This is a genomic window from Streptomyces sp. NPDC004051 (assembly GCF_053604275.1).
In genome coordinates, this window is record NZ_JBSGHG010000007.1 from 151,549 (window position 1) to 176,112 (window position 24,564).

Annotated in this window: 20 protein-coding genes and 1 pseudogene; 12 read left to right on the top strand and 9 right to left on the bottom strand. The window is 73.2% G+C overall.

Translation table 11 applies throughout. From position 1 onward, the window contains the following. Positions 1 to 301 precede the first annotated feature (301 nt). Positions 302 to 1,066: a CDP-alcohol phosphatidyltransferase family protein gene (locus ACWEQO_RS11125; protein ID WP_452981453.1), complete on the bottom strand. Its 765-nt coding sequence runs from the start codon at positions 1,064 to 1,066 to the stop codon at positions 302 to 304. A gap of 108 nt (positions 1,067 to 1,174) precedes the next feature. Between ACWEQO_RS11125 and ACWEQO_RS11130 the strand changes: the two genes are divergently transcribed. The 5 genes and pseudogenes from ACWEQO_RS11130 to ACWEQO_RS11150 form a co-directional block, all read left to right on the top strand. Next, positions 1,175 to 2,158 (top strand): zinc-dependent alcohol dehydrogenase, encoded by a 984-nt coding sequence (locus tag ACWEQO_RS11130; protein WP_361456270.1) that lies wholly within the window; start codon positions 1,175 to 1,177, stop codon positions 2,156 to 2,158. A gap of 133 nt (positions 2,159 to 2,291) precedes the next feature. Beyond that, positions 2,292 to 2,690: a 6-pyruvoyl trahydropterin synthase family protein gene (locus ACWEQO_RS11135; RefSeq protein WP_361456273.1), complete on the top strand. Its 399-nt coding sequence runs from the start codon at positions 2,292 to 2,294 to the stop codon at positions 2,688 to 2,690. After that, positions 2,687 to 3,913 (top strand): glycosyltransferase family 4 protein, encoded by a 1,227-nt coding sequence (locus ACWEQO_RS11140; RefSeq protein WP_452981458.1) that lies wholly within the window; start codon positions 2,687 to 2,689, stop codon positions 3,911 to 3,913. Before ACWEQO_RS11135 ends, ACWEQO_RS11140 begins: the two co-directional genes overlap by 4 nt. Then, positions 3,910 to 4,941 (top strand): class I SAM-dependent methyltransferase, encoded by a 1,032-nt coding sequence (locus ACWEQO_RS11145; RefSeq protein WP_452981461.1) that lies wholly within the window; start codon positions 3,910 to 3,912, stop codon positions 4,939 to 4,941. The genes ACWEQO_RS11140 and ACWEQO_RS11145 overlap by 4 nt, the downstream gene beginning before the upstream one ends. A gap of 140 nt (positions 4,942 to 5,081) precedes the next feature. Next, positions 5,082 to 5,843, top strand: a pseudogene (locus ACWEQO_RS11150) (lysylphosphatidylglycerol synthase transmembrane domain-containing protein); the annotation flags it as partial. 158 nt (positions 5,844 to 6,001) lie between these two features. Here ACWEQO_RS11150 and ACWEQO_RS11155 read toward each other — a convergent pair. Further along, positions 6,002 to 6,844 (bottom strand): creatininase family protein, encoded by an 843-nt coding sequence (locus ACWEQO_RS11155; RefSeq protein WP_361456279.1) that lies wholly within the window; start codon positions 6,842 to 6,844, stop codon positions 6,002 to 6,004. A 41-nt stretch (positions 6,845 to 6,885) separates the two neighbouring features. Here ACWEQO_RS11155 and ribA point away from each other — a divergent pair, with 41 nt between their 5' ends. Further along, the gene (gene ribA, locus ACWEQO_RS11160; RefSeq protein ID WP_361456282.1) at positions 6,886 to 7,545 is read left to right on the top strand and encodes a GTP cyclohydrolase II; all 660 of its coding nucleotides are present in this window, start codon (positions 6,886 to 6,888) and stop codon (positions 7,543 to 7,545) included. Between the two features lie 10 nt (positions 7,546 to 7,555). Here ribA and ACWEQO_RS11165 read toward each other — a convergent pair whose 3' ends face one another. Beyond that, complete coding sequence (locus tag ACWEQO_RS11165; protein ID WP_452981466.1) at positions 7,556 to 8,785, bottom strand: serine hydrolase domain-containing protein; 1,230 nt, start codon at positions 8,783 to 8,785, stop codon at positions 7,556 to 7,558. Positions 8,786 to 8,939: 154 nt separating this feature from the next. Here ACWEQO_RS11165 and ACWEQO_RS11170 point away from each other — a divergent pair, with 154 nt between their 5' ends. Beyond that, positions 8,940 to 9,383: a PPOX class F420-dependent oxidoreductase gene (locus ACWEQO_RS11170; protein WP_361456288.1), complete on the top strand. Its 444-nt coding sequence runs from the start codon at positions 8,940 to 8,942 to the stop codon at positions 9,381 to 9,383. A gap of 158 nt (positions 9,384 to 9,541) precedes the next feature. Next, a complete protein-coding gene (locus tag ACWEQO_RS11175; protein ID WP_452981470.1) occupies positions 9,542 to 9,952 on the top strand; it encodes a VOC family protein in 411 nt (136 codons plus the stop codon). Positions 9,953 to 10,030: 78 nt separating this feature from the next. Here ACWEQO_RS11175 and ACWEQO_RS11180 read toward each other — a convergent pair whose 3' ends face one another. Together ACWEQO_RS11180 and ACWEQO_RS11185 are read right to left on the bottom strand one after the other, a co-directional pair. Beyond that, entirely contained in the window at positions 10,031 to 11,386 is a 1,356-nt protein-coding gene (locus ACWEQO_RS11180) for an MFS transporter (RefSeq protein WP_361456294.1), read from the bottom strand. A gap of 201 nt (positions 11,387 to 11,587) precedes the next feature. Continuing rightward, positions 11,588 to 12,253, bottom strand: a complete 666-nt coding sequence (locus tag ACWEQO_RS11185) for a TetR/AcrR family transcriptional regulator (protein ID WP_361456297.1) — start codon at positions 12,251 to 12,253, stop codon at positions 11,588 to 11,590. A 146-nt stretch (positions 12,254 to 12,399) separates the two neighbouring features. Between ACWEQO_RS11185 and ACWEQO_RS11190 the strand changes: the two genes are divergently transcribed. Both ACWEQO_RS11190 and ACWEQO_RS11195 read left to right on the top strand, forming a co-directional pair. Beyond that, positions 12,400 to 13,284: a shikimate dehydrogenase gene (locus tag ACWEQO_RS11190; RefSeq protein ID WP_361456455.1), complete on the top strand. Its 885-nt coding sequence runs from the start codon at positions 12,400 to 12,402 to the stop codon at positions 13,282 to 13,284. 89 nt (positions 13,285 to 13,373) lie between these two features. After that, a complete protein-coding gene (locus ACWEQO_RS11195; protein WP_452981474.1) occupies positions 13,374 to 15,179 on the top strand; it encodes a bifunctional sugar phosphate isomerase/epimerase/4-hydroxyphenylpyruvate dioxygenase family protein in 1,806 nt (601 codons plus the stop codon). Positions 15,180 to 15,202: 23 nt separating this feature from the next. Here the strand turns inward: ACWEQO_RS11195 and ACWEQO_RS11200 are convergent, their stop codons facing one another. The 4 genes from ACWEQO_RS11200 to ACWEQO_RS11215 all read right to left on the bottom strand — a co-directional run bounded on the left by ACWEQO_RS11200 (position 15,203) and on the right by ACWEQO_RS11215 (position 19,712). Then, positions 15,203 to 15,787 carry a histidine phosphatase family protein gene (locus tag ACWEQO_RS11200; RefSeq protein WP_361456303.1) on the bottom strand — a complete coding sequence of 195 codons (585 nt, stop codon included), beginning with the start codon at positions 15,785 to 15,787 and terminating at the stop codon, positions 15,203 to 15,205. Between the two features lie 5 nt (positions 15,788 to 15,792). Further along, positions 15,793 to 16,719, bottom strand: coding sequence for a phosphogluconate dehydrogenase (NAD(+)-dependent, decarboxylating) (gene gnd, locus ACWEQO_RS11205; protein ID WP_452981477.1), 927 nt, complete (start codon positions 16,717 to 16,719; stop codon positions 15,793 to 15,795). Positions 16,720 to 16,790: 71 nt separating this feature from the next. Further along, a complete protein-coding gene (opcA, locus tag ACWEQO_RS11210) occupies positions 16,791 to 17,726 on the bottom strand; it encodes a glucose-6-phosphate dehydrogenase assembly protein OpcA (RefSeq protein ID WP_452981480.1) in 936 nt (311 codons plus the stop codon). Positions 17,727 to 18,299: 573 nt separating this feature from the next. Further along, complete coding sequence (locus tag ACWEQO_RS11215; RefSeq protein WP_452981483.1) at positions 18,300 to 19,712, bottom strand: glycoside hydrolase family 16 protein; 1,413 nt, start codon at positions 19,710 to 19,712, stop codon at positions 18,300 to 18,302. Positions 19,713 to 20,067: 355 nt separating this feature from the next. Between ACWEQO_RS11215 and ACWEQO_RS11220 the strand changes: the two genes are divergently transcribed. Together ACWEQO_RS11220 and ACWEQO_RS11225 are read left to right on the top strand one after the other, a co-directional pair. Then, complete coding sequence (locus ACWEQO_RS11220; RefSeq protein ID WP_452981486.1) at positions 20,068 to 21,414, top strand: 6-phospho-beta-glucosidase; 1,347 nt, start codon at positions 20,068 to 20,070, stop codon at positions 21,412 to 21,414. Positions 21,415 to 21,434: 20 nt separating this feature from the next. Beyond that, the gene (locus ACWEQO_RS11225; protein ID WP_452981489.1) at positions 21,435 to 24,512 is read left to right on the top strand and encodes an alpha-mannosidase; all 3,078 of its coding nucleotides are present in this window, start codon (positions 21,435 to 21,437) and stop codon (positions 24,510 to 24,512) included. Positions 24,513 to 24,564 lie beyond the last annotated feature (52 nt).

Consider the following 24,564-nt stretch of genomic DNA (forward strand, 5'->3'; position numbering starts at 1 on the left):
ACCGGCGGGTGCGCGCCGGGCAGTGCGACGGGCCGGGCACTCACCCGGTCGCGCACTGCCGCCCGGGTTTTCGTTCGCCCGTTGCCCCGGGGCACTCGCTAAGCTCCCACCCGTCCGATCTCCCAGATGCGTTTCGCGTTGAAGACGGACCAGAGGCGGACCAGGCGGCAGGCCGGCTCCACGGCACTCTGCGGATCATGGCCCCGGAGAACACGCCCCCGTGCCGCTGGGACTCGCGGCAGCCGAGCCCCGGGCAACCGAACTCCGAGCAGCCGAGCCCCGGTCGGCCCCCGACGGGGCGTCACCCCGCGACGAGTTCGCGCACCGGCTGTTCGGCGCGGGCGGCGGGCCGCAGCCGCGAGGTGCGCCACAGCCACAGGACGTCACGGCCGAACGACCACAGCAGCAGGCCCAGGGACAGCGCCACCACCCCGACGTTGACCAGGTGCGGCAGCAGGTCCGCGCCCGCCACCAGCAGGAGGACGCCCTGCAGCGCGGCCACCGTCTTGCGGGCCGTGCTCGGCGGGAGGGCGGCGTTCAGCCACGGCCACACCCGGGCCGCGGCGACGAAGACGTACCGCATGACGCCGATCAGCAGCACCCAGGGGCCCATCGCCATCGACACGTACACGCTGAGCACCAGGATGAGGAACGCGTCGACCTCCATGTCGAAACGGGCGCCCAGCGCGGTCGACGTGCCGGTCCTGCGGGCCACCTTGCCGTCCACCCCGTCGAGGACGAGGGCCACGGCGGTCAGGCCGACGAGGAGGGAGACGGGCGGAGTGTCCTGGAAGGAGTCGGCGACCAGCGCGGTCACCCCGCCCACCAGGATCGCCCGGCCGAGCGTCACCCGGTTGGCCGGACCGAACGAGCGCGGCCGGGAGCGGTGCAGGGCCCGGGAGAGCACCGCCCAGGTGGCGACCGCGAACGCGAGGCCGGTCAGCCAGCCCGCCGGTCCCATACCGATCGCCGTACCGAGAAGCGCCAGCAGCAGAACCTGTACGCCCGCCCCCACAGCGGTCTCCTGCTGTACGAGCCTCGCGTCGTAACTGTTGTTCAGGGCCACCGAACACCCTCCGGCCGTGTGACAGAGTCGATCAACGCCGCTACCTTGTGCGCGGCCTGTGCACCACTCGGTACGGGTGCAACTTGCCGTTCGTTCAGGAGGAATTCGATGAACCACACCGCGCGTGCCTTCTGGCTCGACTCACCCGGACGGGGTGAGATCCGCGAGATCGCCCTGCCGACTCCCGGCCAGGACGAGGTGCTGGTGCGCTCGCTGTACTCCGGGGTGAGCCGCGGCACGGAGACCCTCGTCTTCCGCGGCGGGGTGCCCGAGAGCCAGCACACGGCGATGCGCGCGCCGTTCCAGGAGGGCGACTTCCCGGGGCCGGTGAAGTACGGCTACCTCAACGTGGGCGTGGTGGAGGAGGGGCCGGCGGCACTCGTCGGGCGCACGGTCTTCTGCCTCTACCCGCACCAGACCCGCTACGTCGTCCCGGCGAGCGCCGTGACCCCCGTGCCCGACCAGGTGCCCGCCGGCCGGGCCGTGCTGGCCGGCACCGTGGAGACCGCCGTCAACGCCCTGTGGGACGCGGCGCCGTTGATCGGCGACCGGATCGCCGTCGTCGGCGGCGGCATGGTCGGCAGCTCGGTGGCCGCGCTGCTGGCCCGTTTCCCCGGCGTACGCGTCCAGCTCGTCGACGCCGACCCCGCGCGCGCAGAGACCGCCGAGGCCCTCGGCGTCGGCTTCGCCCTGCCCGAGGACGCCCTGGGCGACTGCGACCTGGTCGTGCACGCCAGCGCCACCGAGCAGGGACTCACCCGGGCGCTCGAACTGCTCGGCGCCGAGGGCACGGTGATCGAACTGAGCTGGTACGGCGACCGGAAGGTGAGCCTCCCGCTGGGCGAGGCCTTCCACTCCCGGCGGCTCACCGTCCGCAGCAGCCAGGTCGGCACGGTCTCCCCGGCCCGCCCCGGCCGCAGCTACGCCGACCGGCTCGCCCTCGCCCTCGACCTGCTGGCCGACCCCGCGCTCGACGCGCTGATCACCGGCGAGTCCGCGTTCGAGGAGCTGCCCGGCGTCATGCCCCGCCTCGCCTCCGGCGAGATCCCGGCCCTGTGCCACCTCGTCCGCTACGACCACGTCACGCCCTGATCGAAGGGCCACCGTCTGACCTGAGAAAAGACGGACCGAAGGCTGAACGCCGCACGGCGAACAGCCGTACTACACGGCATCCCCGGCGGCGATCGGCCGGGGAGCAGACGCGCCGCACCTGGAGGGTCGTCCGTTGTTCAGCATCACCGTCCGCGATCACATCATGATCGCCCACAGCTTCCATGGCGAGGTCTTCGGACCGGCCCAGCGCCTGCACGGGGCCACGTTCCTGGTGGACGCCACGTTCCGGCGCGAACAGTTGGACGAGGACAACCTCGTCGTCGACATCGGTCTCGCGACGCAGGAACTCGGGGCCGTCGTCGGCGAGCTGAACTACCGCAACCTCGACAACGAACCCGACTTCGCGGGGATCAACACCTCCACGGAGTTCCTGGCCAAGGTCATCGCCGACCGGATGGCCGAGCGCATCCACAAGGGCGCGCTGGGCGAGGGAGCCAAGGGCATCAAGGGGCTCACGGTCACCCTGCACGAGTCGCACATCGCCTGGGCGAGTTACGAGCGTGAGCTGTGAACGACACCACCGCCACCGCCACCGCCACGGTGACCGCGCCCGTGACCGACCCGGCCGCCCAGCGGGCCCGCCTGGACTACGTCCCCCAGCAGGCCTCCCACCCGGGCAACGGAGGGATCATCCCCATGTCCCTGCGCTCCGTGCACTTCCTGATGCCGGGCGGCGTCGACGACCCGGCCGCACCCAGCGGCGGCAACGCCTACGACCGGCGGGTCTGCCTGGACCTGCCCGGATTCGGCTGGCAGGTGCAGCGGCACGCCGTGGCCGGCGACTGGCCCCGCCCGGACGCCGCCGCCCGCACCGCGCTCGCTCGCACCCTGCGCGAACTGCCCGACGGCGCCGTCGTCCTGCTGGACGGACTGGTCGCCTGCGGGGTCCCCGAGATCGTCGTCCCGGAGGCGGAACGGCTGCGGATGGCCGTCCTCGTCCACCTCCCGCTCGGCGACGAGACCGGGCTCGACCCGGCGGTCGCCGCCGACCTGGACGCCCGTGAGCGTACGGTGCTGCGCGCGGTGCCGGCCGTCATCGGCACCAGCGACTGGGCGGTACGCCGCCTGGTCTCCCACCACGGCCTCGCACCCGACCGGGTCCACGTCGCCGCTCCCGGTGCCGACATCGCGCCCCTGGCCTCCGGCACCGACGGCGTCTCCCGGCTGCTGTGCGTCGCCGCGGTGACTCCGCGCAAGGGCCAGCACCGGCTGGTCGAGGCGCTGGCGGCGGTGTCCGACCTGCCGTGGAGCTGCGCGCTGGTCGGCGGGCTCGGCCACGACCCCGAGTACGTCGCCCATCTGCGGTCCCTGATCGGAAAGTACGGCCTCCAGGACCGGCTGGAGCTGGCGGGACCGAAATCCGGCGCCGAACTCGACGCCAGTTACGCCGCCGCCGACCTGATGGTCCTCACCTCGTACGCCGAGACGTACGGCATGGCGGTCACCGAGGCGCTGGCGCGCGGCATCCCGGTCCTGGCCACCGACGTCGGCGGCCTGCCCGAGGCGGTCGGCCGCGCCCCCGACGGCGGGGTGCCCGGCATCCTCGTACCGCCGGAGGACCCCGCCGCCATCGCCGTCGAGCTCCGCGGCTGGTTCGGCGAGGCGGACGTCCGCCGCCGGCTGAAGGCGGCCGCACGCGGCCGGCGTGCCGCGCTCGGCGGCTGGGCGAGCACCGCACAGAGCCTGGCGGCGGTACTGCGCCGGCTTCCGACCGAGCCCCGGAGGGCCGCATGACCAGCCCGTCACCAGTGCAGACCACGCAGATCACGCAGACCACGCAGACGGCCCAGGGGGCGCGGCCGACGGCACCGGACGGCCCCGCCGCCCGGCAGTCCGTCATCCCCGGGGCCGGTCCCGCGCTCCGTCCCGGCGAGCGGGACACCCTCCGGCTGCGGGAGGCCGCCACCGCCGACACCGCCGACACCGAGGAACCTCCCCGGTACGCGCCCGAGTGGCTCCAACTGCGGGAGCCCGCCGACGCCTACGCGCGCGCCCACGACCTGCTCGACCCGCTGCGCATCCGGCTCGCCAACCTGCCGCGGCGGGCCGGCGGTTTCGTCGTCCACGACATCGGCTGCGGCACCGGCTCCATGGGCCGCTGGCTCGCACCCCGGCTGGACGGCGCCCAGCACTGGATCCTGCACGACCGGGACCCCTACCTCCTGCACTTCGCCGCCGTCGCCTCCCCGCGGTCCGCCGCCGACGGCAGCCGGGTCAGCGTGGAGACCCGGCGCGGCGACGTCGCCCGGCTCACCCCGGAGGCCCTGTCCGGCGCCTCCCTGGTCACCGCGTCCGCACTGCTCGACGTCCTCACCCGCGAGGACGTCGACGCCCTCGCCGCCGCCTGCGCCGGAGCCGGCTGTCCGGCCCTGCTCACGCTCTCAGTGGCCGGACGCGTCGAACTGACCGCGCCGCACCCGCTGGACCAGGAGATCACCGAGGCGTTCAACGCCCACCAGCGCCGGGACGGACTGCTCGGCCCGGACGCGGCCACCGTCGCCGCGGAGGCCTTCGCCGAACACGGCGCGACCGTACGGCTCGACCCGAGCCCCTGGCGGCTCGGCCCCGAACAGGCCGAACTGACCGCGCAGTGGCTGCGGGGCTGGGTCGGCGCGGCGGTCGAGGAACGCCCCGAACTGGCGGAGCCCGCGGACCGTTACCTGACCGAGCGCCTGGAGGCCTGCGCGGCGGGCGAACTGCGGGTCGTCGTCCACCACCACGACCTGCTCGCCCTGTGCCGGCCCTCGGGCGCCGCCGCGTGAGTGCCCGGACGGTGGGAACACCGGCCCCGGACCCCCCGGTACCACGCCCCGGCGGCGCCCCGCGCGCCCTCCTCGCCCGGCTGGGCACCCCCGCCGCGCGCACCCGCCTCGGCAGCATCGCCGGTGTCCTCATCCTCGCCGTGCTGCTGTGGCGCCTGGGCACCGGTGTCCTCCTCGACGGGCTGAGCAGGATCGACGGGCCCGCCGTGCTGGCGGCGCTCGGGATCGGGCTGGTGACCACCGTGTTCAGCGCCTGGCGCTGGGCCCTGGTGGCCCGGGGCCTGAGGATCCGGCTGCCGCTCGCTCCGGCCGTCGCCGACTACTACCGCGCCCTGTTCCTGAACGCGGCCCTGCCCGGGGGCGTCCTCGGCGACGTCCACCGCGCGGTGCGGCACGGGCAGAGCACCGGCGACCTGGGCCGCGGGGTGCGGTCCGTGGTGCTGGAGCGGGCCGCGGGACAGCTGGCGCTGTTCGCCGCCGGGGCCGTGATGCTGCTGACCATGCCGTCCCCGGTCCGGGACGACATGCGCCAGGCCGTCCCCCTGGTGGGCCTGGCCGCACTCGGCGCCTGCGCCGTCGCCCTCGCCCTGCGGATGAACCGGTCGGCGTCCGCACGCCGGGACCGGGCGCCGCGGCGGCTGCTCGCCGAGGTCCGCGAGGGGCTGCTGTCCCGGCGCAACGGGCCGGGCGTGCTGTTCTCCTCCCTCGTGGTGCTCGCCGGATACCTGGCGATGTTCGTCCTCGCTGCCCGCGTCGCCGGAGTCGGCGCGGCGGTCACCGAGCTGCTGCCGCTGGGCGTGCTGGCGCTGCTCGCCATGGCGCTGCCGCTGAACGTCGGCGGCTGGGGCCCCCGGGAGGGCGTCGCCGCCTGGGCGTTCGGCGCCGCGGGACTGGGTGCGGGCCGGGGGCTGGCCGTCGCCGTGGTCTACGGGGTGCTCAGCCTCGTGGCGAGCCTGCCCGGGGTGATCGTGCTCCTCGCCCGCTGGTACGCGGGACTGCGCTCCGGGCGCCGGACGGCCACCACCACTGCCGCCGTCCCCGGCGCCCGGAAGCACACGGCCTACGCGTCGTCACCCACCGCGCCGGCCGCACCGGTGGCGTCCGCCGCACCGGCCGGGGCCGCCGCCTCCGTCGCGGTGCTGTCGGAGGTGAGCATCGAGAAATACGCGCCGAAGGAATCCACGAGGCTCGCCAGAAGCTCCCTGCCCTTTTCCGCGGAACCCAGTGAAGGGCGTCCGATGACACCGGAATCGGTATAGGCGGCCATTCCCAGGGTGAGCAACCTGCGCCGGTCGTCGGCGATGTGATCGGAGGTCTCATAACCGGTACGGAGCAATTCGGGATGAGTGTGCAGAAGGACGGAGGTCTCGATTTCCCCCGCGTGCATGTCGGTGAGCAGCGAGGTGACCACGCCGGCGTGCCGGCGCGCGGTCTCCCAGTCCTCCGGCGCCGGGAACAGCGCCATGCGCTCGCCGCGGGCGGAGGATTCCTGAACGACGTTGCCCAGTACGTAGTTCCCACCGTGCCCGTTGACCAGCACCAGGGTCTCCACACCGGACCGGCGCAGCGAGTCGGCGATGTCCCGCACCACCGCGTGAAGGGTCACGGAGGAGATGGAGACGGTACCCGGCCAAGCAGCGTGCTCGTGCGAGCACGAGATCGTCACCGGAGGGAGGAGGTGCACCGGGTACGCGCCGGCGATCTCCCCGGCGACGGCGCACGCCACCAGGGTGTCGGTCGCCAGCGGCAGGAACGGGCCGTGCTGCTCGAAACTCCCGACGGGAAGGACCGCGATCTGCCGTGAGACGCCGGCGCCCCGATTCCGTACATCTTCTGTAGTATCCGCCGGCAACAGACCGTGGACCGGGCCGTATGCCGCCGACCGCTTTTGTGAACCACTCATGCCCTCACGGCCTTTCGTCTCTGCTTAGGAACTCGAGAATCATGACAGAAAACATAGGCGTACTCGCCAAGAAGCCGCCCCAGCGGACCGGCGTGGAACGTGTCGTGAATGCGCCGTTGCCCACCGTGTACGGGAAGTTCCAGGCGGTCGGCTACCTCGACCACGACCGCGGTGACGAACAAGTCGCCCTGGTCCACGGCGACATCGGCACGGACCGGGTCCTGACCCGGCTGCACTCGGAGTGCCTGACCGGCGACGCGTTCGGCTCCCAGCACTGCGAGTGCGGCGACCAGCTCGCCGCCGCACTGCGCGCGGTGGCCGCCGAAGGGGCCGGTGTCGTCCTCTACTTGAGAGGACACGAGGGCCGCGGCATCGGCCTGCTGGCGAAGCTGCGCGCGATGGCCCTGCAGGCGGAGGGGCTGGACACCGTCGAGGCGAACCTCGCCCTCGGCCTGCCGGTGGACGCCCGCGACTACGGTGTCGCCGCCGGCATGCTCCAGGACCTGGGCGTACGGTCGGTACGGCTGATGTCCAACAACCCCCGCAAGCACGAGGCGTTGGTACGGCACGGTGTCCAGGTCGCCGAGCAGGTGCCGCTGTTGATACCGCCGTGCGAGAGCAACATCACCTACCTGCGGACCAAGCGGGAACGCCTCGACCACGACCTGCCCCACCTGGACGCGGTGGCGCACCGGTTCTGACGGCCCGCGTTCAGCCGGTCACGGCCTCGTGCACCAGCCGCCTGAGGTCCGGGAAGACCGAGTGGGAGGACCGGGGCCGCACCTGCGTGTAGAACTGCACGGTCAGGTCGCGGCCCGGGTCGACCCAGAACGCGGTGGTGGCGACCCCGGTCCAGCCGTACGTGCCGAGGCCGGACGGGGCCCGCGTACGGGACGGGTCGACGACGACGGAGACGCCGAGGCCGAAGCCGACGCCCTCGTTGCCGGGCTCGTCGTGGGCCGGACGGCTGCCGAAGGAACGCAGATCGGCGCCGCCGGGAAGGTGGTTGCGGGTCATCAGGTCCACCGTCTTCGGGGCGAGCAGCCGGACACCGTCCAGATCGCCCCGCCGGCGCAGCAGTTCCATGAAGCGGTGCATGTCGTGGGCGGAGGCCGCCAGCCCCCCGCTGCCGGACAGGAACCGGGGACGGCCCCGCAGCGGCAGCCCCTCGACGGGCTCGATGCCGCCGGCCTCCGTCTCGCCGTACAACTCGGCGAGCCGCCCCGCTTGTTCGTCACCGACCTGGAAACCAGCGTCCGTCATCCCGAGCGGGCCGAAGATCCGCTCGGCGAAGAAGACGTCGAGCGGCCGACCGGACACCACCTCGATGATCCGCCCCAGCACGTTGGAGGCGACCGAGTAGTTCCACTGCGTCCCCGGATCGAACTGCAGCGGCAGACCGGCGTACACGTCGACCGTTTCCGCGAGGTCCGCACCCGGCGCCACCGACGAGTCCAGCCCGGCCTCGCGGTACAGCGCGTCCACCGGATGGGCGTGGTAGAAGGCGAACGTCAGCCCGGCGGTGTGGGTCATCAGATGCCGTACGAGCAGGGGGCCGGCCGCGGGACGCGTGCGCATCCCGGCGCCGGAGCCGCTCTCGTACACCCGCGGTGCGGCGAACGCCGGCAGGTGACGGCCGACCGGATCGTCCAGCGACAGCCGGCCCTCCTCCACGAGGAGCAGCGCGGCGACGGCGGTCACCGGCTTGGTCATGGAGTAGATCCGCCACAGCGTGTCGCCCTCCACCGGCAGTCCGGCCGCGACGTCCCGCCGCCCGTACGCCGTCAGGTGCGCGACCCGCCCGCCCCGTGCGACGGCGACGAGGAAGCCGGGCAGCCGCCCCTCGTCGACCTCGTGCGCGAAGTGTCGGTCCAGCCGGTCCAGCGCCCTCGCGTCCAGTCCGCACTCCGCCGGGTCGGCCTCTTGCCGCAGCAGTCCCATCGCCCACTCCTTCGATCATGCTCCCGAGCTGAGTCCGGGATACCCCGTCCGGAGCACGTCAGACCTCGTCGGACCGGGTGAACACAGCGGCGAATCCCGGCGGACGGCGAGGGCGGACGGGAACGACGGGGCCGGTGCGGGCGTTGCACGGGTTATGACACAGGACACACTGCCCGCGCTGCTCGCACTGATCGGTGATCACAACGGTGGCGTGCTCGTCACGCTGAAACGGGACGGCCGTCCCCAGCTGTCGAACGTCAACCACGCCTACTACCCCGACGAGCGGCTGATCCGTGTCTCGCTCACCGACGACCGGGCCAAGACCCGCAACCTGCGGCGGGACCCCCGGGCGTCCTACCACGTGACCACCCCCGACCGTTGGGCGTACACGGTCGCCGAGGGCACCGCCGAACTGTCCCCCGTAGCCGCCGACCCGCACGACGAGACGGTGCAGGAGCTGATCCGGCTCTACCGCGACGTCAACGGCGAACACCCCGACTGGGACGACTACCGCGCCGCCATGGTCCGCGACCGCCGCCTGGTGCTGCGACTGCGGGTGGAACGGGCCTACGGGATCCCCCGGCGCGGCGAGTCGTAGGTCCTCGGGGCGGGGCGCAGGACCCCGGGGGGCGGGGCGTAGGGCCCGGGGCCCCCGCCGGACGGCCGATGGTCCGGTGACCAGGGGGTGTCTACGCTGCGGAACGGATCGGCGCCGGTTCCGGCGCGGAGGAGCACACCCCAGGGGGAGAGGTCACCATGTCCGTCGACGGCCGCAGGCACATCCGTATCGCCCGTCCGTCCCGGGACCTCGCCGCGGCCGAGCGGTTCTGGTGCGGCGGGCTCGGACTGAGCGTGGTGTGGCGGACCGGGGGCGGCGCCCCGCCCGGCGGGCACGACCTGCTGATGCTGGGGTGGCCGGACGCCGACTGGCACCTCGAACTCGTGCACGAGCCCGGGCGGCCCGTCGAGCCCCGGCCCACCGAGGAGGACCTGCTGGTGATCTACCTCGACGGCCCGGTCCCGGACGACCTGGTCGCCCGGCTCGAGCAGCACGGCGGCACGGCGGTCCCGTCCCCCGATCCGTACTGGAACGAGTGGGGCGTCACCGTCGAGGACCCCGACGGCTACCGGCTGGTGCTGTGCCGGCGCGGGTGGTCCAACCGGTAGGCGGGGCGGACGGGAGGCCGCGACGACGCGGGACCCCCGGGGCCGGGTGGCGGCTCCGGGGGTCGGGGCGAGTGGGGGTCAGGCCGTCACCTTCTCCGGCTGGGGTGTGCCGTCGGCCGTGCGTTCGCCGAGGAGTTCGGTCGGGATGCGGTGGGTCTCCCGGGCGGTGAGCGCCGCGATCACCGGCGGGACGCACAGGGCGGCCGTGAAGAGGGCCACCGCGGCCCAGTCGTCACCGTCCGGGCCGGCGATCTGCGCGGCGAAGGTCACCGCGAAGCCGGCCACGGCGAAGCCGATCTGGGTGCCGATCGCCATGCCCGAGAGCCGCACCCGGGTCGGGAACATCTCGCCGTAGAAGGACGGCCACACACCGTTCGCGGCGCTGTACACGACACCGAAGGCGAGGATGCCCAGCAGCATCGTCAGGGCGAAGTTGCCGGTGGAGACGACCCACAGGTACAGGAACATCGTCACCGCGCTGCCGACGGCACCGACCAGGAAGACCGGGCGGCGGCCGATGCGGTCGGAGAGCACGGCCCACAACGGGATCGCGGCGAGCGCGGCGACGTTCGCCAGCGCGGCCACCCACAGCATCGACGTGCGGGACATGCCGACCGCGTCACTGGTCGCGTACGCCAGCGCCCACACCGTGAAGATCGTGCTGACCGAGGCGATCAGCGCACCCGCGACCACCCGCAGGACGTCCGCCCAGTGCTCGCGCAGCAGCACGGCCAGCGGCAGCTTCACCACGCCCTCGGTGGAGGTCTGCTGCTCGAAGACCGGGGTCTCGTCCAGCTTGCGGCGGATGACGTACCCGACCACGGCGACCGCGACGCTCATCCAGAACGGCACCCGCCAGCCCCAGGAGAGCAACTGCTCCTCGGGCATCGCGGCCACCGGGATGAAGACCAGCGTGGCCAGCAGCTGGCCGCCCTGCGTGCCGCTCAGGGTGAAACTGCTGAAGAAGCCGCGCCGGTGGGGTGGCGCGTGTTCCAGGGTCATCGAGTTCGCACTGGCCTGCTCGCCGGCCGCCGAGATGCCCTGCAGGATGCGGCACAGCACCAGCAGGGCCGGGGCGAGGGTGCCGACCTGGTCACGGGTGGGCAGACAGCCGATGAGGAACGTCGACACGCCCATCAGCATCAGCGTGAAGACCATGATCTTCTTACGGCCGACCCGGTCCCCGTAGTGGCCGAGGAACAGCGCGCCGACGGGCCGGGCCGCGTACGCGACACCGAACGTGGCCAGCGACAGCAGGGTCGCGGTGGCCGGATCGGAGTCGTCGAAGAACACCTCCGGGAAGATCAGCGCCGCCGCGCTGCCGTAGATGAAGAAGTCGTAGTACTCCAGGGCGCTGCCGATCCAGGCGGCGGCGGCCGCCTTCTTCGGCTGTCCGGGCGGGGAGGCGTCGCGGGGCGGTGCGGGAACGGACACGGCGGGCTCCTTCGAGGGGACTCCACGACGGTACGCGGAGGATGAACTTGAGGGGAGAAGCCGGTGCGCTAATTAACCCACTGGATAGTTAGTCGCGGCTGGAAAGGGATGCTGCGCCCGACGGCCCCCGGTGTCAAGGGGTGAGGTCGTACGGAGTCGGCCCGGGATCCGCCGGGGCCGAGGGGCGAGGTCCCGCGCCGGTCAGCCCGCGGCCCGCTCCGCCGTCAGGTACGCGATCACCATGTCGCCCAGCATCGCCCGGTAGTGCTCGCGCCGGTCCGGGGCGACCAGGTCGCGGCCGAACAGCGCGCCGAAGGTGTGCCGGTTGGACACCCGGAAGAAGCAGAACGAGCTGATCATCGCGTGCAGGTCGACGGCGTCCACGTCGGCCGTGAACAGGCCCGACTCCTGCCCCGCGGCCAGGATCCGGCGGATCACGTCGAGCGCCGGCGAGCCCATGCGGCCGAGCTCCTCGGAGGCCGTGATGTGCTCCGCGCCGTGGATGTTCTCGATGCTCACCAGGCGGATGAAGTCCGGGTGCTGCTCATGGTGGTCGAAGGTCACCTCCGCCAGCCGCCGGATGGCCGCCACCGGGTCCAGGTGGTCGACGTCCAACTGCTGCTCGGCCTCGCGGATCACGCCGTACGCGCGCTCCAGCACGGCCGTGAACAGCTTTTCCTTGCCGCCGAAGTAGTAGTAGATCATCCGCTTGGTGGTGCTGGTGCGGGCGGCGATCTCGTCGACGCGGGCCCCGTCGTAGCCGGCCCGGGCGAACTCCCGCGTCGCCACGTCGAGGATCTCGGCCCTGGTGCGGGCGGCGTCACGGATGCGCTCGCCGGGCCGTGCCGGTTCTTCGACGCTGGTCATGGGGTTCCTTCGGGCGAGGGCGGGCAGTGCCGGTGATTGTAGAAGGGAGCCGTCACCGGCCGGCCGGGGCTTCCATGCGGCCCCGACCGGCTGATATAGCTAACGTACTGGTTCGTACATTAGTGAGTGGTCTTCTGGAGGCCCCGGTGCTCAAGGACTCGTATCTCGTCGGGCTGATCGGCTCCGGCATCGGCCCGTCGCTCAGCCCCGCGCTGCACGAGCGGGAGGCCGACCGGCAGGGCCTGCGCTGCCTGTACCGGCTCCTCGACCTCGACACGATCGGCGTACCGCCCGAGGCGGTGGGCGAGCTGCTGCGCGCCGCGCGGCTGCTCGGATTCGACGGGCTCAACATCACCCACCCGTGCAAACGGCTCGTCGTCGAGCACCTCGACGCACTCGATCCGCAGGCCCAGGCGCTCGGCGCGGTCAACACCGTCGTCTTCGAGGGCGGCCGGGCCGTCGGCCACAACACGGACGTCACCGGCTTCGCCGCCTCCTTCGCCCGCGGTCTGCCCGACGTGCCGCTGGAGCGGGTGGTGCAGCTCGGCGCGGGCGGCGCCGGCGCCGCCGTCGCGCACGCCGTGCTCACCCTCGGCGCCGGACGGGTCACCGTGGCCGACGCCCTGCCCGAGCGGGCCGACGAACTCGCCGACTCCCTGAACCGGACCTTCGGAGCGGACCGCGCCGCCGCCGCCCCCCTGGACCGGCTGCCGGAGCTGCTGGCCGCCGCCGACGGCAGCGGCGGACTGGTGCACGCGACCCCCACCGGCATGGCCGCCCACCCGGGACTGCCGCTGCCCGCGGAGCTGCTGCACCCCGGACTGTGGGTCGCCGAGGTCGTCTACCGCCCCCTGGAGACCGAGCTCCTGCGCACCGCCCGCGCGGCCGGCTGCGCCACCCTCGACGGCGGGGGCATGGCGGCCTTCCAGGCCGCGGACGCGTTCCGCCTGTTCACCGGGCGGGAACCCGACCGGGCCCGCATGCTCGCCGACCTCACCGAACTCACCGGCCCCGTCGCGGCACCCCGATAGCACCCTGAGCCCGCAGCCCCGCAGCCCCCCAGTCCCCGCACCCCCCCAGTCCCCGCACCCCTTCAGAGCACGGAAGCAGAGGTACCGACGTGCGCACGTCCATCGCCACCGTCTCCCTCAGCGGCACCCTCACCGAGAAACTCACGGCCGCCGCCCGCGCCGGCTTCGACGGCGTGGAGATCTTCGAGAACGACCTGCTCGCCAGCCCGCTCACGCCCCGGGAGATCCGCGCCCGCTGCCTCGACCTCGGACTCGGCATCGACCTCTACCAGCCGCTGCGGGACATCGAGGCCGTGCCCGCCGAGGTGTTCGCCCGCAACCTGCGCCGCGCCCGGCACAAGTTCGAGCTGATGGGCGAACTCGGCGCCGACACCGTGCTGGTCTGCTCCAGCGTCGATCCCGAGGCGATCGACGACGACGCCCTCGCCACCGCGCAGCTGAGCGAACTCGCCGACCTGGCCCAGGACTTCGGCATCCGCGTCGCGTACGAGGCACTGGCCTGGGGGCGGCACGTCAGCACGTACGACCATGCCTGGCGCATCGTCGAGGCGGCCGGGCACCCGGCGCTCGGCACCTGCCTGGACAGCTTCCACATCCTCTCCAGGGGATCCGACCCCAAGGGCATCGAGGACATCCCCGGCGAGAAGATCTTCTTCCTCCAGCTGGCCGACGCCCCGCTGCCCGCGATGGACGTCCTCCAGTGGAGCCGCCACCACCGCTGCTTCCCCGGACAGGGCGGCTTCGACGTCGCCGGACTCGTCCGGCACGTCCTGCGCACCGGCTACGACGGGCCGCTGTCCCTGGAGGTGTTCAACGACGTGTTCCGGCAGGCCGAGGCCGCCCCGACCGCCGTGGACGCCCGGCGCTCCCTGCTGGTCCTCCAGGAGGAGGTGGGCACGGCGCGGCCGCCCGCCCCCGTCGTCCCCACCGGCGTGGCCTTCGCCGAACTCGTCACCGCCGACGCCGAACCGCTCACCGCGCTGCTGGGCGCCCTCGGCTTCACCCGCACCGCCCGGCACCGGAGCAAACCCGTCGACCTCTGGCAGCAGGGCGAGGCCCGCCTCCTCGTCAACACCGGCACGGCCGTGCGCCGCGACGGCACCCGGCTCGCCGCCGTCGGCCTGGAGTCGCCCGACCCCGCCGGGGCCGCCGCCCGCGCCGAGGCCCTGCTGGCGCCCGTCCTGCCGCGCCGCCGCGCCCCGCAGGACGTCCCGCTGGACGCCGTCGCCGCCCCCGACGGCACGGAACTGTTCTTCTGCGACGCCCGGCCCGCCGGCTGGCGGGCCGACTTCGAGGACGTCGGGCAGCCTGCCGCGGTCGCCGCCCCGGGGGTCCGGGGCATCGACCACCTCGCGCTCACCCAGCCCTGGCACCACTTCGACGAGGCGGCCCTCTTCCACCGCGGCGTGCTCGGGCTGCGGGCCGAGGGCAGCGTCGACGTCGCCGACCCCTACGGGCTGCAGCGCAGCCGCGCGGTCAGCAACGCCGACGGCACCGTCCGGATCGTCCTCACCGTCCAGGCCGCGCCCGGCGACGACACCGTGCACGCCCAGCACATCGCGTTCGCCACCGACGACGTGGTCGCCGCGGCCCGCCGGCTGCGCGAGGCGGGCGTCCCGCTGCTGCCGATCCCGGCGAACTACTACGACGACCTCGCCGCCCGCCACGAGTTCGCCGACGGGGAACTGGAGACCTACCGCGAACTGGGCATCCTCCACGACCGCGACGAGCACGGCACCCTGCGGCACTGCTACACCCGCACCGTCGGCCGGGTGTTCTTCGAACTCCTCCAGCGCGACGGCGGCCACCGCGGCTACGGCGCCCGCAACGCACCGGTACGGCTGGCCGCCCAGCACGCCGTCCGGACACCGGCCGCCCACACCTCCCAGCCGTAGCGCAGGACGCCGGCGCCACGGCCTCAGGGGCGGGTGTTCCACTCCGCGAGCACCGGACTGCCGTGCTCCAGGGACAGCCGGCCCAGTGTTCCCGTCTCCAGCCGGAACAGCCGCCCGTCCGCGGGCGGCAGGCCCAGCCGCCGCGCGGTCAGCACCCGCAGAAGGTGGCCGTGGGCCACGAGCACCACATCACCCGTCCCGAGCGCCCCGGCCACCCGGGACAGCACCCGGTCGGCCCGCTCGCCGACCTGCGCCGCGGACTCGCCGGGAGAGCCCGCACCGGACGGCACCCCGTCGGTCCACAGGTCCCAGCCGGGCCGGGAGCGTCGGATGTCCGCGGTGGTGACGCCCTCGTAGCCGCCGTAGTCCCACTCCCGCAGGTCCGGCTCCGGCACCGCCCCCGCCAGCCCCGCGAGTTCGGCGGTGCGCCGGGCGCGGAGCAGCGGACTGGTGAGCACGAGCGCGAAGGCGCGGCCCGCGAGCAGCGGGGCCAGGGACCTGGCCTGGTCCTCGCCGCCCGGGGTCAGGGGCAGATCGGTACCACCGGTGTGCCGTCCCGCCCTGCTCCACTCCGTCTCACCGTGCCGGGCCAGCAGGAGATCTCCCACGACCGCTACGCCCAGTCCTCCTGCTCCTGCTCCTGTTCCCGGTCCAGGTCGTCCCGGTCCGCGGGCTCGACCGCGTGGCCGCCGAACTGGTTGCGCAGCGCCGCGACCATCTTCATCTGCGGCGAGTCCTCCTGCCGGGAGGCGAACCGCGCGAACAGGGAGGCGGTGATCGCCGGCAGCGGCACCGCGTGGTCGATCGCGGCCTCCACGGTCCAGCGGCCCTCGCCCGAGTCCTCGGCGTAGCCGCGCAGCTTCTCCAGGTGGGCGTCCTCGTCGAGCGCGTCGACCGCCAGGTCGAGCAGCCAGGAGCGGATGACGGTGCCCTGCTGCCAGGAGCGGAACACCTCGCGGACGTTGTCCACCGAGTGGACCTTCTCCAGGAGCTCCCAGCCCTCGGCGTAGGCCTGCATCATCGCGTACTCGATGCCGTTGTGGACCATCTTCGCGAAGTGCCCGGCGCCGACCCCGCCCGCGTGGACGTAGCCGTACGGGCCCTCCGGCTTGAGCGCGTCGAAGATCGGCTGCAGCCGCTCCACGTGCTCCTCCTCGCCGCCGACCATGAGGGCGTAGCCGTGCTCCAGTCCCCACACACCGCCCGAGACACCCGCGTCGACGAAGCCGATGCCCCGGGCGCCCAGCTGCTTGGCGTGCTTCTCGTCGTCCGTCCAGCGGGAGTTGCCGCCGTCGACGACGGTGTCACCGGGCTTGAGCAGGCTCCCCAGCTGGTCGATGACGTGCTGGGTGACCGTGCCGGCCGGGACCATCACCCAGACGACGCGCGGCAGGTCGAGCCGGTCGATGAGGTCGGACAGGTGGCCGACGTCGGAGCGGTCGGGGTTCGTGTCGTAGCCGACGACGGTGTGTCCGGCGGCACGGATGCGCTCACGCATGTTGCCGCCCATCTTGCCGAGACCAACAAGACCGATCTGCATGTCAGTTCACTTCCTGGGTTCGGACAGGGCGGCCCGCCGGGGGCGCCGGGTCGGTGCGGGGGGAGGGGGCGTCAGACATGGGCGGGGACCTCCTCGGTGGCCTCGCCGCGCAGGGCGACGGCGTACATCTCGTCCGCGTCGAGGCGCCTGAGCTCCTCCGCGATCAGTTCGGAGAGGGGACGTACCTTCAGCGCGAGCCGCCGCGACGGCTGCCCCGGCAGCGACAGCGTGGCCATCGGGCCCTCCGGGCGGTCGATGGCGATCTCGCCGTCCGCCGTGCCCAGGCGCACGCCGGTGACCACCGGGCCGGTCGTCTCCACCCGCTCGACCGGCACCTTCAGCCGGGCCTCCAGCCAGCGCGCCAGCAGCTCCGCGCTCGGATTGTCGGCCTCGCTCTCCACGGCCGCCGAGGTCACCGTCAGCGGGGCCTGGTCCAGGGCGGCGGCCAGCATGGACCGCCACGGCGTCAGCCTGGTCCATGCCAGGTCGGTGTCGCCGGGCGCGTAGCAGCGCCTCCGGGCGGCCAGCACCTTCAGGGGACGCTCGACCGTGTAAAGGTCGGTGATCCTGCGCTGGGCCAGCGCGCCCAGCGGGTCCCTCGACGGGTGCTCGGGCCCGTCCACCGGCCACCAGACCACCACCGGGGCGTCCGGCAGCAGCAGCGGCAGCACCACGGAGTCGGCGTGGTCGGACACCTCACCGTAGGTCCGCAGGACCACGGTCTCGCCGGTACCGGACTCCGCACCGACCCGCACCTCGGCGTCGAGGCGCGGACGGGTGCGCTCGCGCGGGCTGCGGGCCTGGCGCCGGATGACGACGAGCATGCGCGAGGGGTGCTCGTGCGAGGCCTCCCCGGCGGCCTTGATCGAGTCGTAGGCGTTCTCCTCGTCCGTGACGATCACCATCGTCAGGACCATGCCCACGGCGGGGGTGCCGCCGGCGCGGCGGCCCCGCACCAGCGCCTTGTTGACATCGCTTGCCGTGGTGTCGGTGAGGTCTGTCTTCATGGACTGTGCCGGCTCCGTCCGTCTCGTACGAGCATCTCGTCGGCTCCTGCGGGTCCCCTGCCGCCCGGGGTGTACCGCGCGGGTCTGCGGCGGGACGCCCGGCGCCCCTCGCTCCAGGATGAGCCGTCCGCACGCCTTGGGACCGGACTCGGTGGACGACTCGCCGTCGCGTCGTGCGCCGTCCGCGCGAAGTCCTGGCCCTGGCCCTGGTCCGCCCGGCCCCGGCGGACGGGCCGGCGGGCTCCGGCCCCGTTCTCGCCTCCGCCTTCGGCCTCGCCCGTCTCCTCGGTCATTGCGCGTCAGCTCCCTGGGTGTCGAGGGCCTCTCCACCTACAGGGTGTCCCGGGAAGCGGGAACCTTCACCTCCGAGACATCCCGGCGGGGCCCGTCCCCGTGCTTCTCGCCCGCTCGCCCCGGGGAATCCTTCGGTCCGAAGGAGTGAACGCCGCTTCACCCTCAGCGGTGAAAGTACGACGTTTCAGGCGGGGGACACGTCGAGGCGCCGGTCCCCGGCTGCCGAGCGCATGGGTGAGGGGGCCCCACGTGCGCGTGGGGCCCCCTCACCGGGGACGGTCAGCGGCCGAAGGTGAACCAGTTGACGTTCACGAAGTCCTGCGGCTGGCCGCTGGTGAAGGTCAGATACACGTCGTGCGTGCCCGTCACGGAGGTGATGTTCGCCGGGACGGTCCGCCACGACTGCCAGCCGCCCGTGTTGCCCACCGCGAAACTCCCGACGGGCGCGTTGCCGCGGCTGTCCAGACGCACCTCGACCAGGCCGCTGACCCCGGCCGGCGCGCCGCTCGCCACCCGGGCGGAGAACTGCCGGGCCGCGGAGGAGCCGAAATCGACCCCCTTGTACTGCAGCCAGTCACCGCTCGCCAGCGCACCCACGTTCTGGCCGCCGCCGGAGTCCGAGGTGGCCTCCGTCATCGTGCCGGACTGGGCGTCGAAGGACTCCGCCTGGATGGTGCCGTAGGCGTCCCGGTCGCCGGTCGGCGGGGGCGTGGTGCCGCCGCCGGAGCTCAGCACCTGGACGTAGTCGACGAGCATCGAGTGGCCGGGCTGGGTGCCGCCGTCCGGGCCGCCGCCGAAGGCGTCGGGGAAGCCGCCGCCCATCGCCACGTTGAGGATGATGAAGAAGCCGTGGTCGGTGGCGTTCCTCCAGGTCGTCGCGTCGACCTGGTTCTCCCGCACGGTGTGGAAGTTGTTCCCGTCGAGGTAGAAACGGATCTGCTCCACGCTCGAGGAGCGGTCCCACTCCAACCGGTAGGTGTGGAAGCCGGCCTGGCAGGTCGTGCCCTGACAGGTGGTCGAACCGCCGATGCCGCTGTTCTCGTTGCACGGCCCGCCGGGAGCGGTGCCGCAGTGCATCGTGGCGAAGACGGTGTTGTTGCCCTGGGTGTTCTCCATGATGTCGAGCTCGCCGACGGACGGCCAGTTCCAGTGGTTGCCCCGGTAGGGCGCGCCCAGCATCCAGAACGCCGGCCAGTAGCCCCTGGCGGCGGCGCCGGTCACGTTCGGCACCTGGATGCGGCTCTCGACGCGCAGCGTGCCCCCGGCGGGCGGCTGGAAGTCGGAACGGTTGGTCTCGACACGGCCCGAGGTCCAGTTGCCGGAGGCGTCCCGTCGCGGGGTGATACGGAGGTTGCCGTTGCCGTCGAGGGAGACGTTCTCCGGGTTCGACGTCATCGTCTCGATCTCGCCGGTACCCCAGTTGGCGGGGCCGCCCGGGTATCCCTTGCCGGTCGCGTACCGCCAGTCGGAGGTGTTGATCCCGCTGCCCGCAGCTCCGTTGAAGTCGTCGACGAAGACCTGGGTCCAGCCCGACGGCGGGGGCGGGGCGGCGGCACTCGCCGAGGGGACGGCGGCCGTGACGGCGGCCGCGGTGAGCCCGAGCGTGCCGACGACGGCGAGCAGCGCCCGCCGCAGCGGGCGGGGTCTGCGGAGGGGCCGGAGTCCGCGGGGGGTGCCGGAGGGATCACTCATGTGGGGGGCTGCCTCTCGGATGCGGGGGTGGATACGGATGGGGACACGGAGGCGAAAACGGATGCGGGTGCACAGGGGAGTGCTCGGAGAGCCCGGTCCGATCGTCCTGAGAGCGCTCTCAGAGTGTCGTCAATGTGCTCCGCGGCCCCGTGGCCGTCAATGAGGTGTGACCGGGAAAGTCCTTCCGGGCGAGGAGAGTTCACCCCGTGAATCGACGCGAACGGGTGCGACCGCGCCACGTCGACGGCGCGCGGACGGCTCGTACTCCGGTGTTCGCTCCGCACTCCTCGGCCGGACATGCTGGTGTCGGGGGCGTCGACGGCATCGGCGACGCCGAGGTGGGAAGGGTGCAGACGTGAAACTGACGATTCTGGGCGGCGGAGGATTCCGGGTACCGCTGGTGTACGGCGCGCTCCTCGAGGACCACGCCGAGGGGCGGGTGACCCGGGTCGTCCTCCACGACGTGGACGACCGCCGACTGTACGCGATCGCCCGGGTGCTGGCCGACCAGGCGGCCGGGGTGCCCGACGCCCCCGAGGTCACCACCACCACCGATCTGGACGAGGCCCTGCGCGGCGCCGACTTCGTCTTCTCCGCGATCCGCGTCGGCGGCCTCGAGGGCCGCGCGAACGACGAACGGGTCGCGCTCGCCGAGGGCGTCCTCGGACAGGAGACGGTCGGCGCGGGCGGCATCGCCTACGGACTGCGCACCGTCCCCGTCGCCCTCGACATCGCCCGCCGGGTGGCCCGCCTCGCCCCCGACGCCTGGGTCATCAACTTCACCAACCCGGCGGGCCTGGTCACCGAGGCCATGTCCCGCCACCTCGGCGACCGCGTCATCGGCATCTGCGACTCGCCGGTCGGCCTCGGCCGCCGCATCGCCCGGGTGCTCGGCGCGGACCCGCAGGAGGCGTGGATCGACTACGTCGGCCTCAACCACCTCGGCTGGGTGCGCGGCCTGCGGGTCGAGGGCCGCGACGAACTACCGCGCCTGCTCGCCGACCGCCGCCTGCTCGGCTCCTTCGAGGAGGGCAGGCTCTTCGGCGCCGACTGGCTCCAGTCCCTCGGCGCGATCCCCAACGAGTACCTGCACTACTACTACTTCAACCGGGAGACCGTACGCGCCTACCAGCAGGCGGAGAAGACCCGCGGCGCCTTCCTCCACGACCAGCAGGCCCGCTTCTACGCGCAGGTGGGCGACCCCGACGCCACCGGCGCCCCCGCTCTGGACACCTGGAACCGCACCCGCGCCGAACGCGAGGCCACCTACATGGCGGAGAACCGCGAGACCGCCGGCGCCGGGGACCGCGAAGAGGACGACCTGTCCGGCGGCTACGAGAAGGTGGCCCTCGCCCTGATGCGGGCCGTCGCCCGCGACGAACGGACCACCCTGATCCTCAACGTCCGCAACCGCAGCACCCTTTCGGCACTCGACGCGGAAGCCGTCATCGAGGTCCCGTGTCTCGTCGACGCCAACGGCGCGCACCCCGTCTCCGTCGACCCGCTGCCGGACCACGCCACCGGCCTGGTCTGCGCGGTCAAGGCGGTCGAACGCGAGGTGCTCCGGGCCACCGAGTCCGGCTCCCGCGCCCGGGCGGTCAAGGCCTTCGCCCTCCACCCGCTCGTCGACTCCGTGAACGTGGCCCGCCGCCTCGTCGAGGGCTACACCGCTGTCCATCCCGGCCTCGCCCACCTCGAGTAGCCCCGTGAGGAGAGCACCTCATGCATGACGAACGCCATCGGATCGAGGGGCGCGTCGAACGCGTCCACACCCAGCGCGTCAAGCCCGCGGTCTACGCTGCCGCCGTCCCGCTCACCGTCGAGGCCTGGCACGCGCCGGGCGAGCCGGTCCCCTTCGCACAGGCCGCGGCCGCCCCCTACGAGCCCTTCGCCGAGAACACCCCGTGGGGCCCGCCCTGGGGCACCACCTGGTTCCGGATGCGCGGGCGGGTCCCCGCCGCATGGGCCGGCCGGCGCGTCGAGGCGGTCATCGACCTCGGCTTCACCGGCGCCGGACCGGGCTTCCAGGCCGAAGCCCTGGTGCACCTGACCGACGGCACCCCGCTGAAGGCGGTCAACCCGCTCAACCGGTACGTCCCGGTCGCCCGCCGGGCCGCGGGCGGCGAGGAGGTCGACTACCTGGTCGAGGCGGCCTCCAACCCCGACATCCTCGCCGACGGCTTCGCCCGCCCGACCCCGCTCGGCGACCGGCGCACGGCGGGCGACACCCCGCTGTACGTGTTCCGCGGCGCCGACCTCGCCGTCCTCGACGAACCGGTCTGGCACCTCGACCTGGACCTGTGCGTGCTGCGCGAACTCATGGCCGAACTGGGCGAGCACGAGCCACGCCGGCACGAGATCGCGCACGCCCTGGACCGGGCCATGGACGCCCTCGACCTCGACGACGTCTCCGGCAGCGCCCCCGCCGCCCGCGCGGCCCTCGCCCCCGTCCTCGCCAGGCCCGCGCACGCCAGCGCGCACACCGTCTCCGGCGTCGGGCACGCCCACATCGACTCCGCCTGGCTGTGGCCGCTGCGCGAGACCCGGCGCAAGACCTCCCGCACCTTCTCCAACGTCACCGCGCTGGCCGACGAGTACGAGGACTTCGTCTTCGCCTGCTCGCAGGCCCAGCAGTACGCGTGGGTGCGCGACCACTACCCGCAGGTGTGGGAGGGGATCAGGAAGGCCGTCGACAAGGGCCAGTGGGCGCCGGTCGGCGGAATGTGGGTGGAGGCCGACGGCAACCTGCCCGGCGGAGAGGCCCTCGCCCGCCAACTGGTCCACGGCAAGCGGTTCTTCCTCGAGCACTTCGGCATCGAGACCAAGGGCGTCTGGCTGCCCGACTCCTTCGGCTACACCGCCGCCTACCCGCAACTCGCCAAGCTCGCCGGCAACGAGTGGTTCCTCACCCAGAAGATCTCCTGGAACCAGACCAACAGGTTCCCGCACCACACCTTCTGGTGGGAGGGCATCGACGGCACCCGCATCTTCACCCACTTCCCGCCGGTCGACACCTACAACGCCGCCCTCACCGGCGAGGAGATGGCCCGTGCCGTGCGCAACTACCGGGAGAAGGGCGGCGGTACCCGCTCGCTCGCACCGTTCGGCTGGGGCGACGGCGGCGGCGGCCCCACCCGCGAGCACATGGAACGGGCCCGCCGGCTGGCCGACCTGGAGGGCTCCCCGAAGGTCGTCGTCGAACACCCCGACGCCTTCTTCGCCAAGGCCCGCGAGGAGTACCCCGACGCCCCGGTCTGGAACGGCGAGCTCTACCTGGAACTGCACCGCGCCACCTACACCAGCCAGGCCCGCACCAAGCAGGGCAACCGGCGCAGCGAACACCTCCTGCGCGAGGCCGAGTTGTGGGCCACCACGGCGGCACTGCACGCACCGGACCACGCCTACCCCCACGAGGCACTCGACCGGCTGTGGAAGACGGTCCTGCTGCACCAGTTCCACGACATCCTGCCCGGCTCGTCCATCGCCTGGGTGCACCGGGAGGCGGAGGCCGAGTACGCCAGGGTCGCCCGGGAACTGGAGGAGCTGACCGGGGAGGCGATCGCCGCCCTGGGGGACGGCCCCGGCCTCCGGGTGTTCAACACCGGTCCGTACGACCGCGCCGAGGTGATCCGCCCGCCCGGGGGAACGCCGGTGTGGACGACCGTGCCCGCGAACGGCAGCGCACCCCTGGAGGCGCCGACCGGCTCCCCCCGCCCCCGGCCGGTGACCGTCACGGACCGGGTGCTCGACAACGGGATGGTGCGGGTGCGGCTGGCGGACGACGGCACGCTGTCGTCCGTCCACGACCTCCGCGCCGACCGCGAGGTGCTGGCCGGTCCGGGCAACCTGCTCCGGCTGCACACGGACCTCCCCAACCACTGGGACGCCTGGGACATCGACCAGCACTACCGGAACCGGTTCACCGAGCTGCCCGCCGCCGGGTCCGTCACCGTCGTCGCCCGGGACCCGCTGGTCGGCGCGGTGCGGGTGGAGCGGGCCTTCGGCAACGGCTCACGGATCACCCAGACGATCACCCTGCGCGCCGGCAGCCCCCGGATCGACTTCGAGACCGAGATCGACTGGCACGAGGCCGAGAAGATCCTCAAGGCCGGCTTCCCGCTGGACCTCCGGGCCCCGCACTCCTCCGCGGAGATCCAGTTCGGCCACGTCCAGCGCCCCACCCACACCAACACCAGCTGGGAGGCGGCCCGCTTCGAGGTCTCCGGCCACCGCTGGGTGCACCTCGGCGAACCCGGCTACGGCGTGGCCGTCCTCAACGACTCGACGTACGGCCACGACGTGACCCGCACGGTCCGCGACGACGGAGGCACGACCACGACGGTCCGCCTCAGCCTGGTGCGCGCCCCGCAGATCCCGGACCCCGAGGCCGACCGGGGCACACACCGCCTCACCTACGCACTGCTGCCCGGCGCGAGCATCGAGGACGCCGTCACGGAGGGCTACGCGCTCAACCTGCCGCTGCGCGTGGCCCGGGCGGCGGGCGCACCGGACCCGGTGGTCTCGGTGGACGGCGGGGGCGTGACCGTCGAGGCGGTCAAGCTCGCCGACGACGCCTCCGGCGACGTCGTGGTCCGCCTCTACGAATCCCGCGGCGGACGTGCCACCGGCACCCTGCGCACCGGCTTCCCCCTCGCCGGGGCCCGGGTGACCGACCTCCTGGAACGGCCGCTGGCACCGGCGGACACCGACGGCGACAGCGTGCCCGTGACCCTGCGTCCGTTCCAGGTGCTGACCCTGCGGCTGACGGTAGACCGGAACCGGAACCGGAACCGGGACTGACCGCCCGCGCACCGTGTGCACCGGGGCGGCCGACCGCCCCACCCGTGACGGC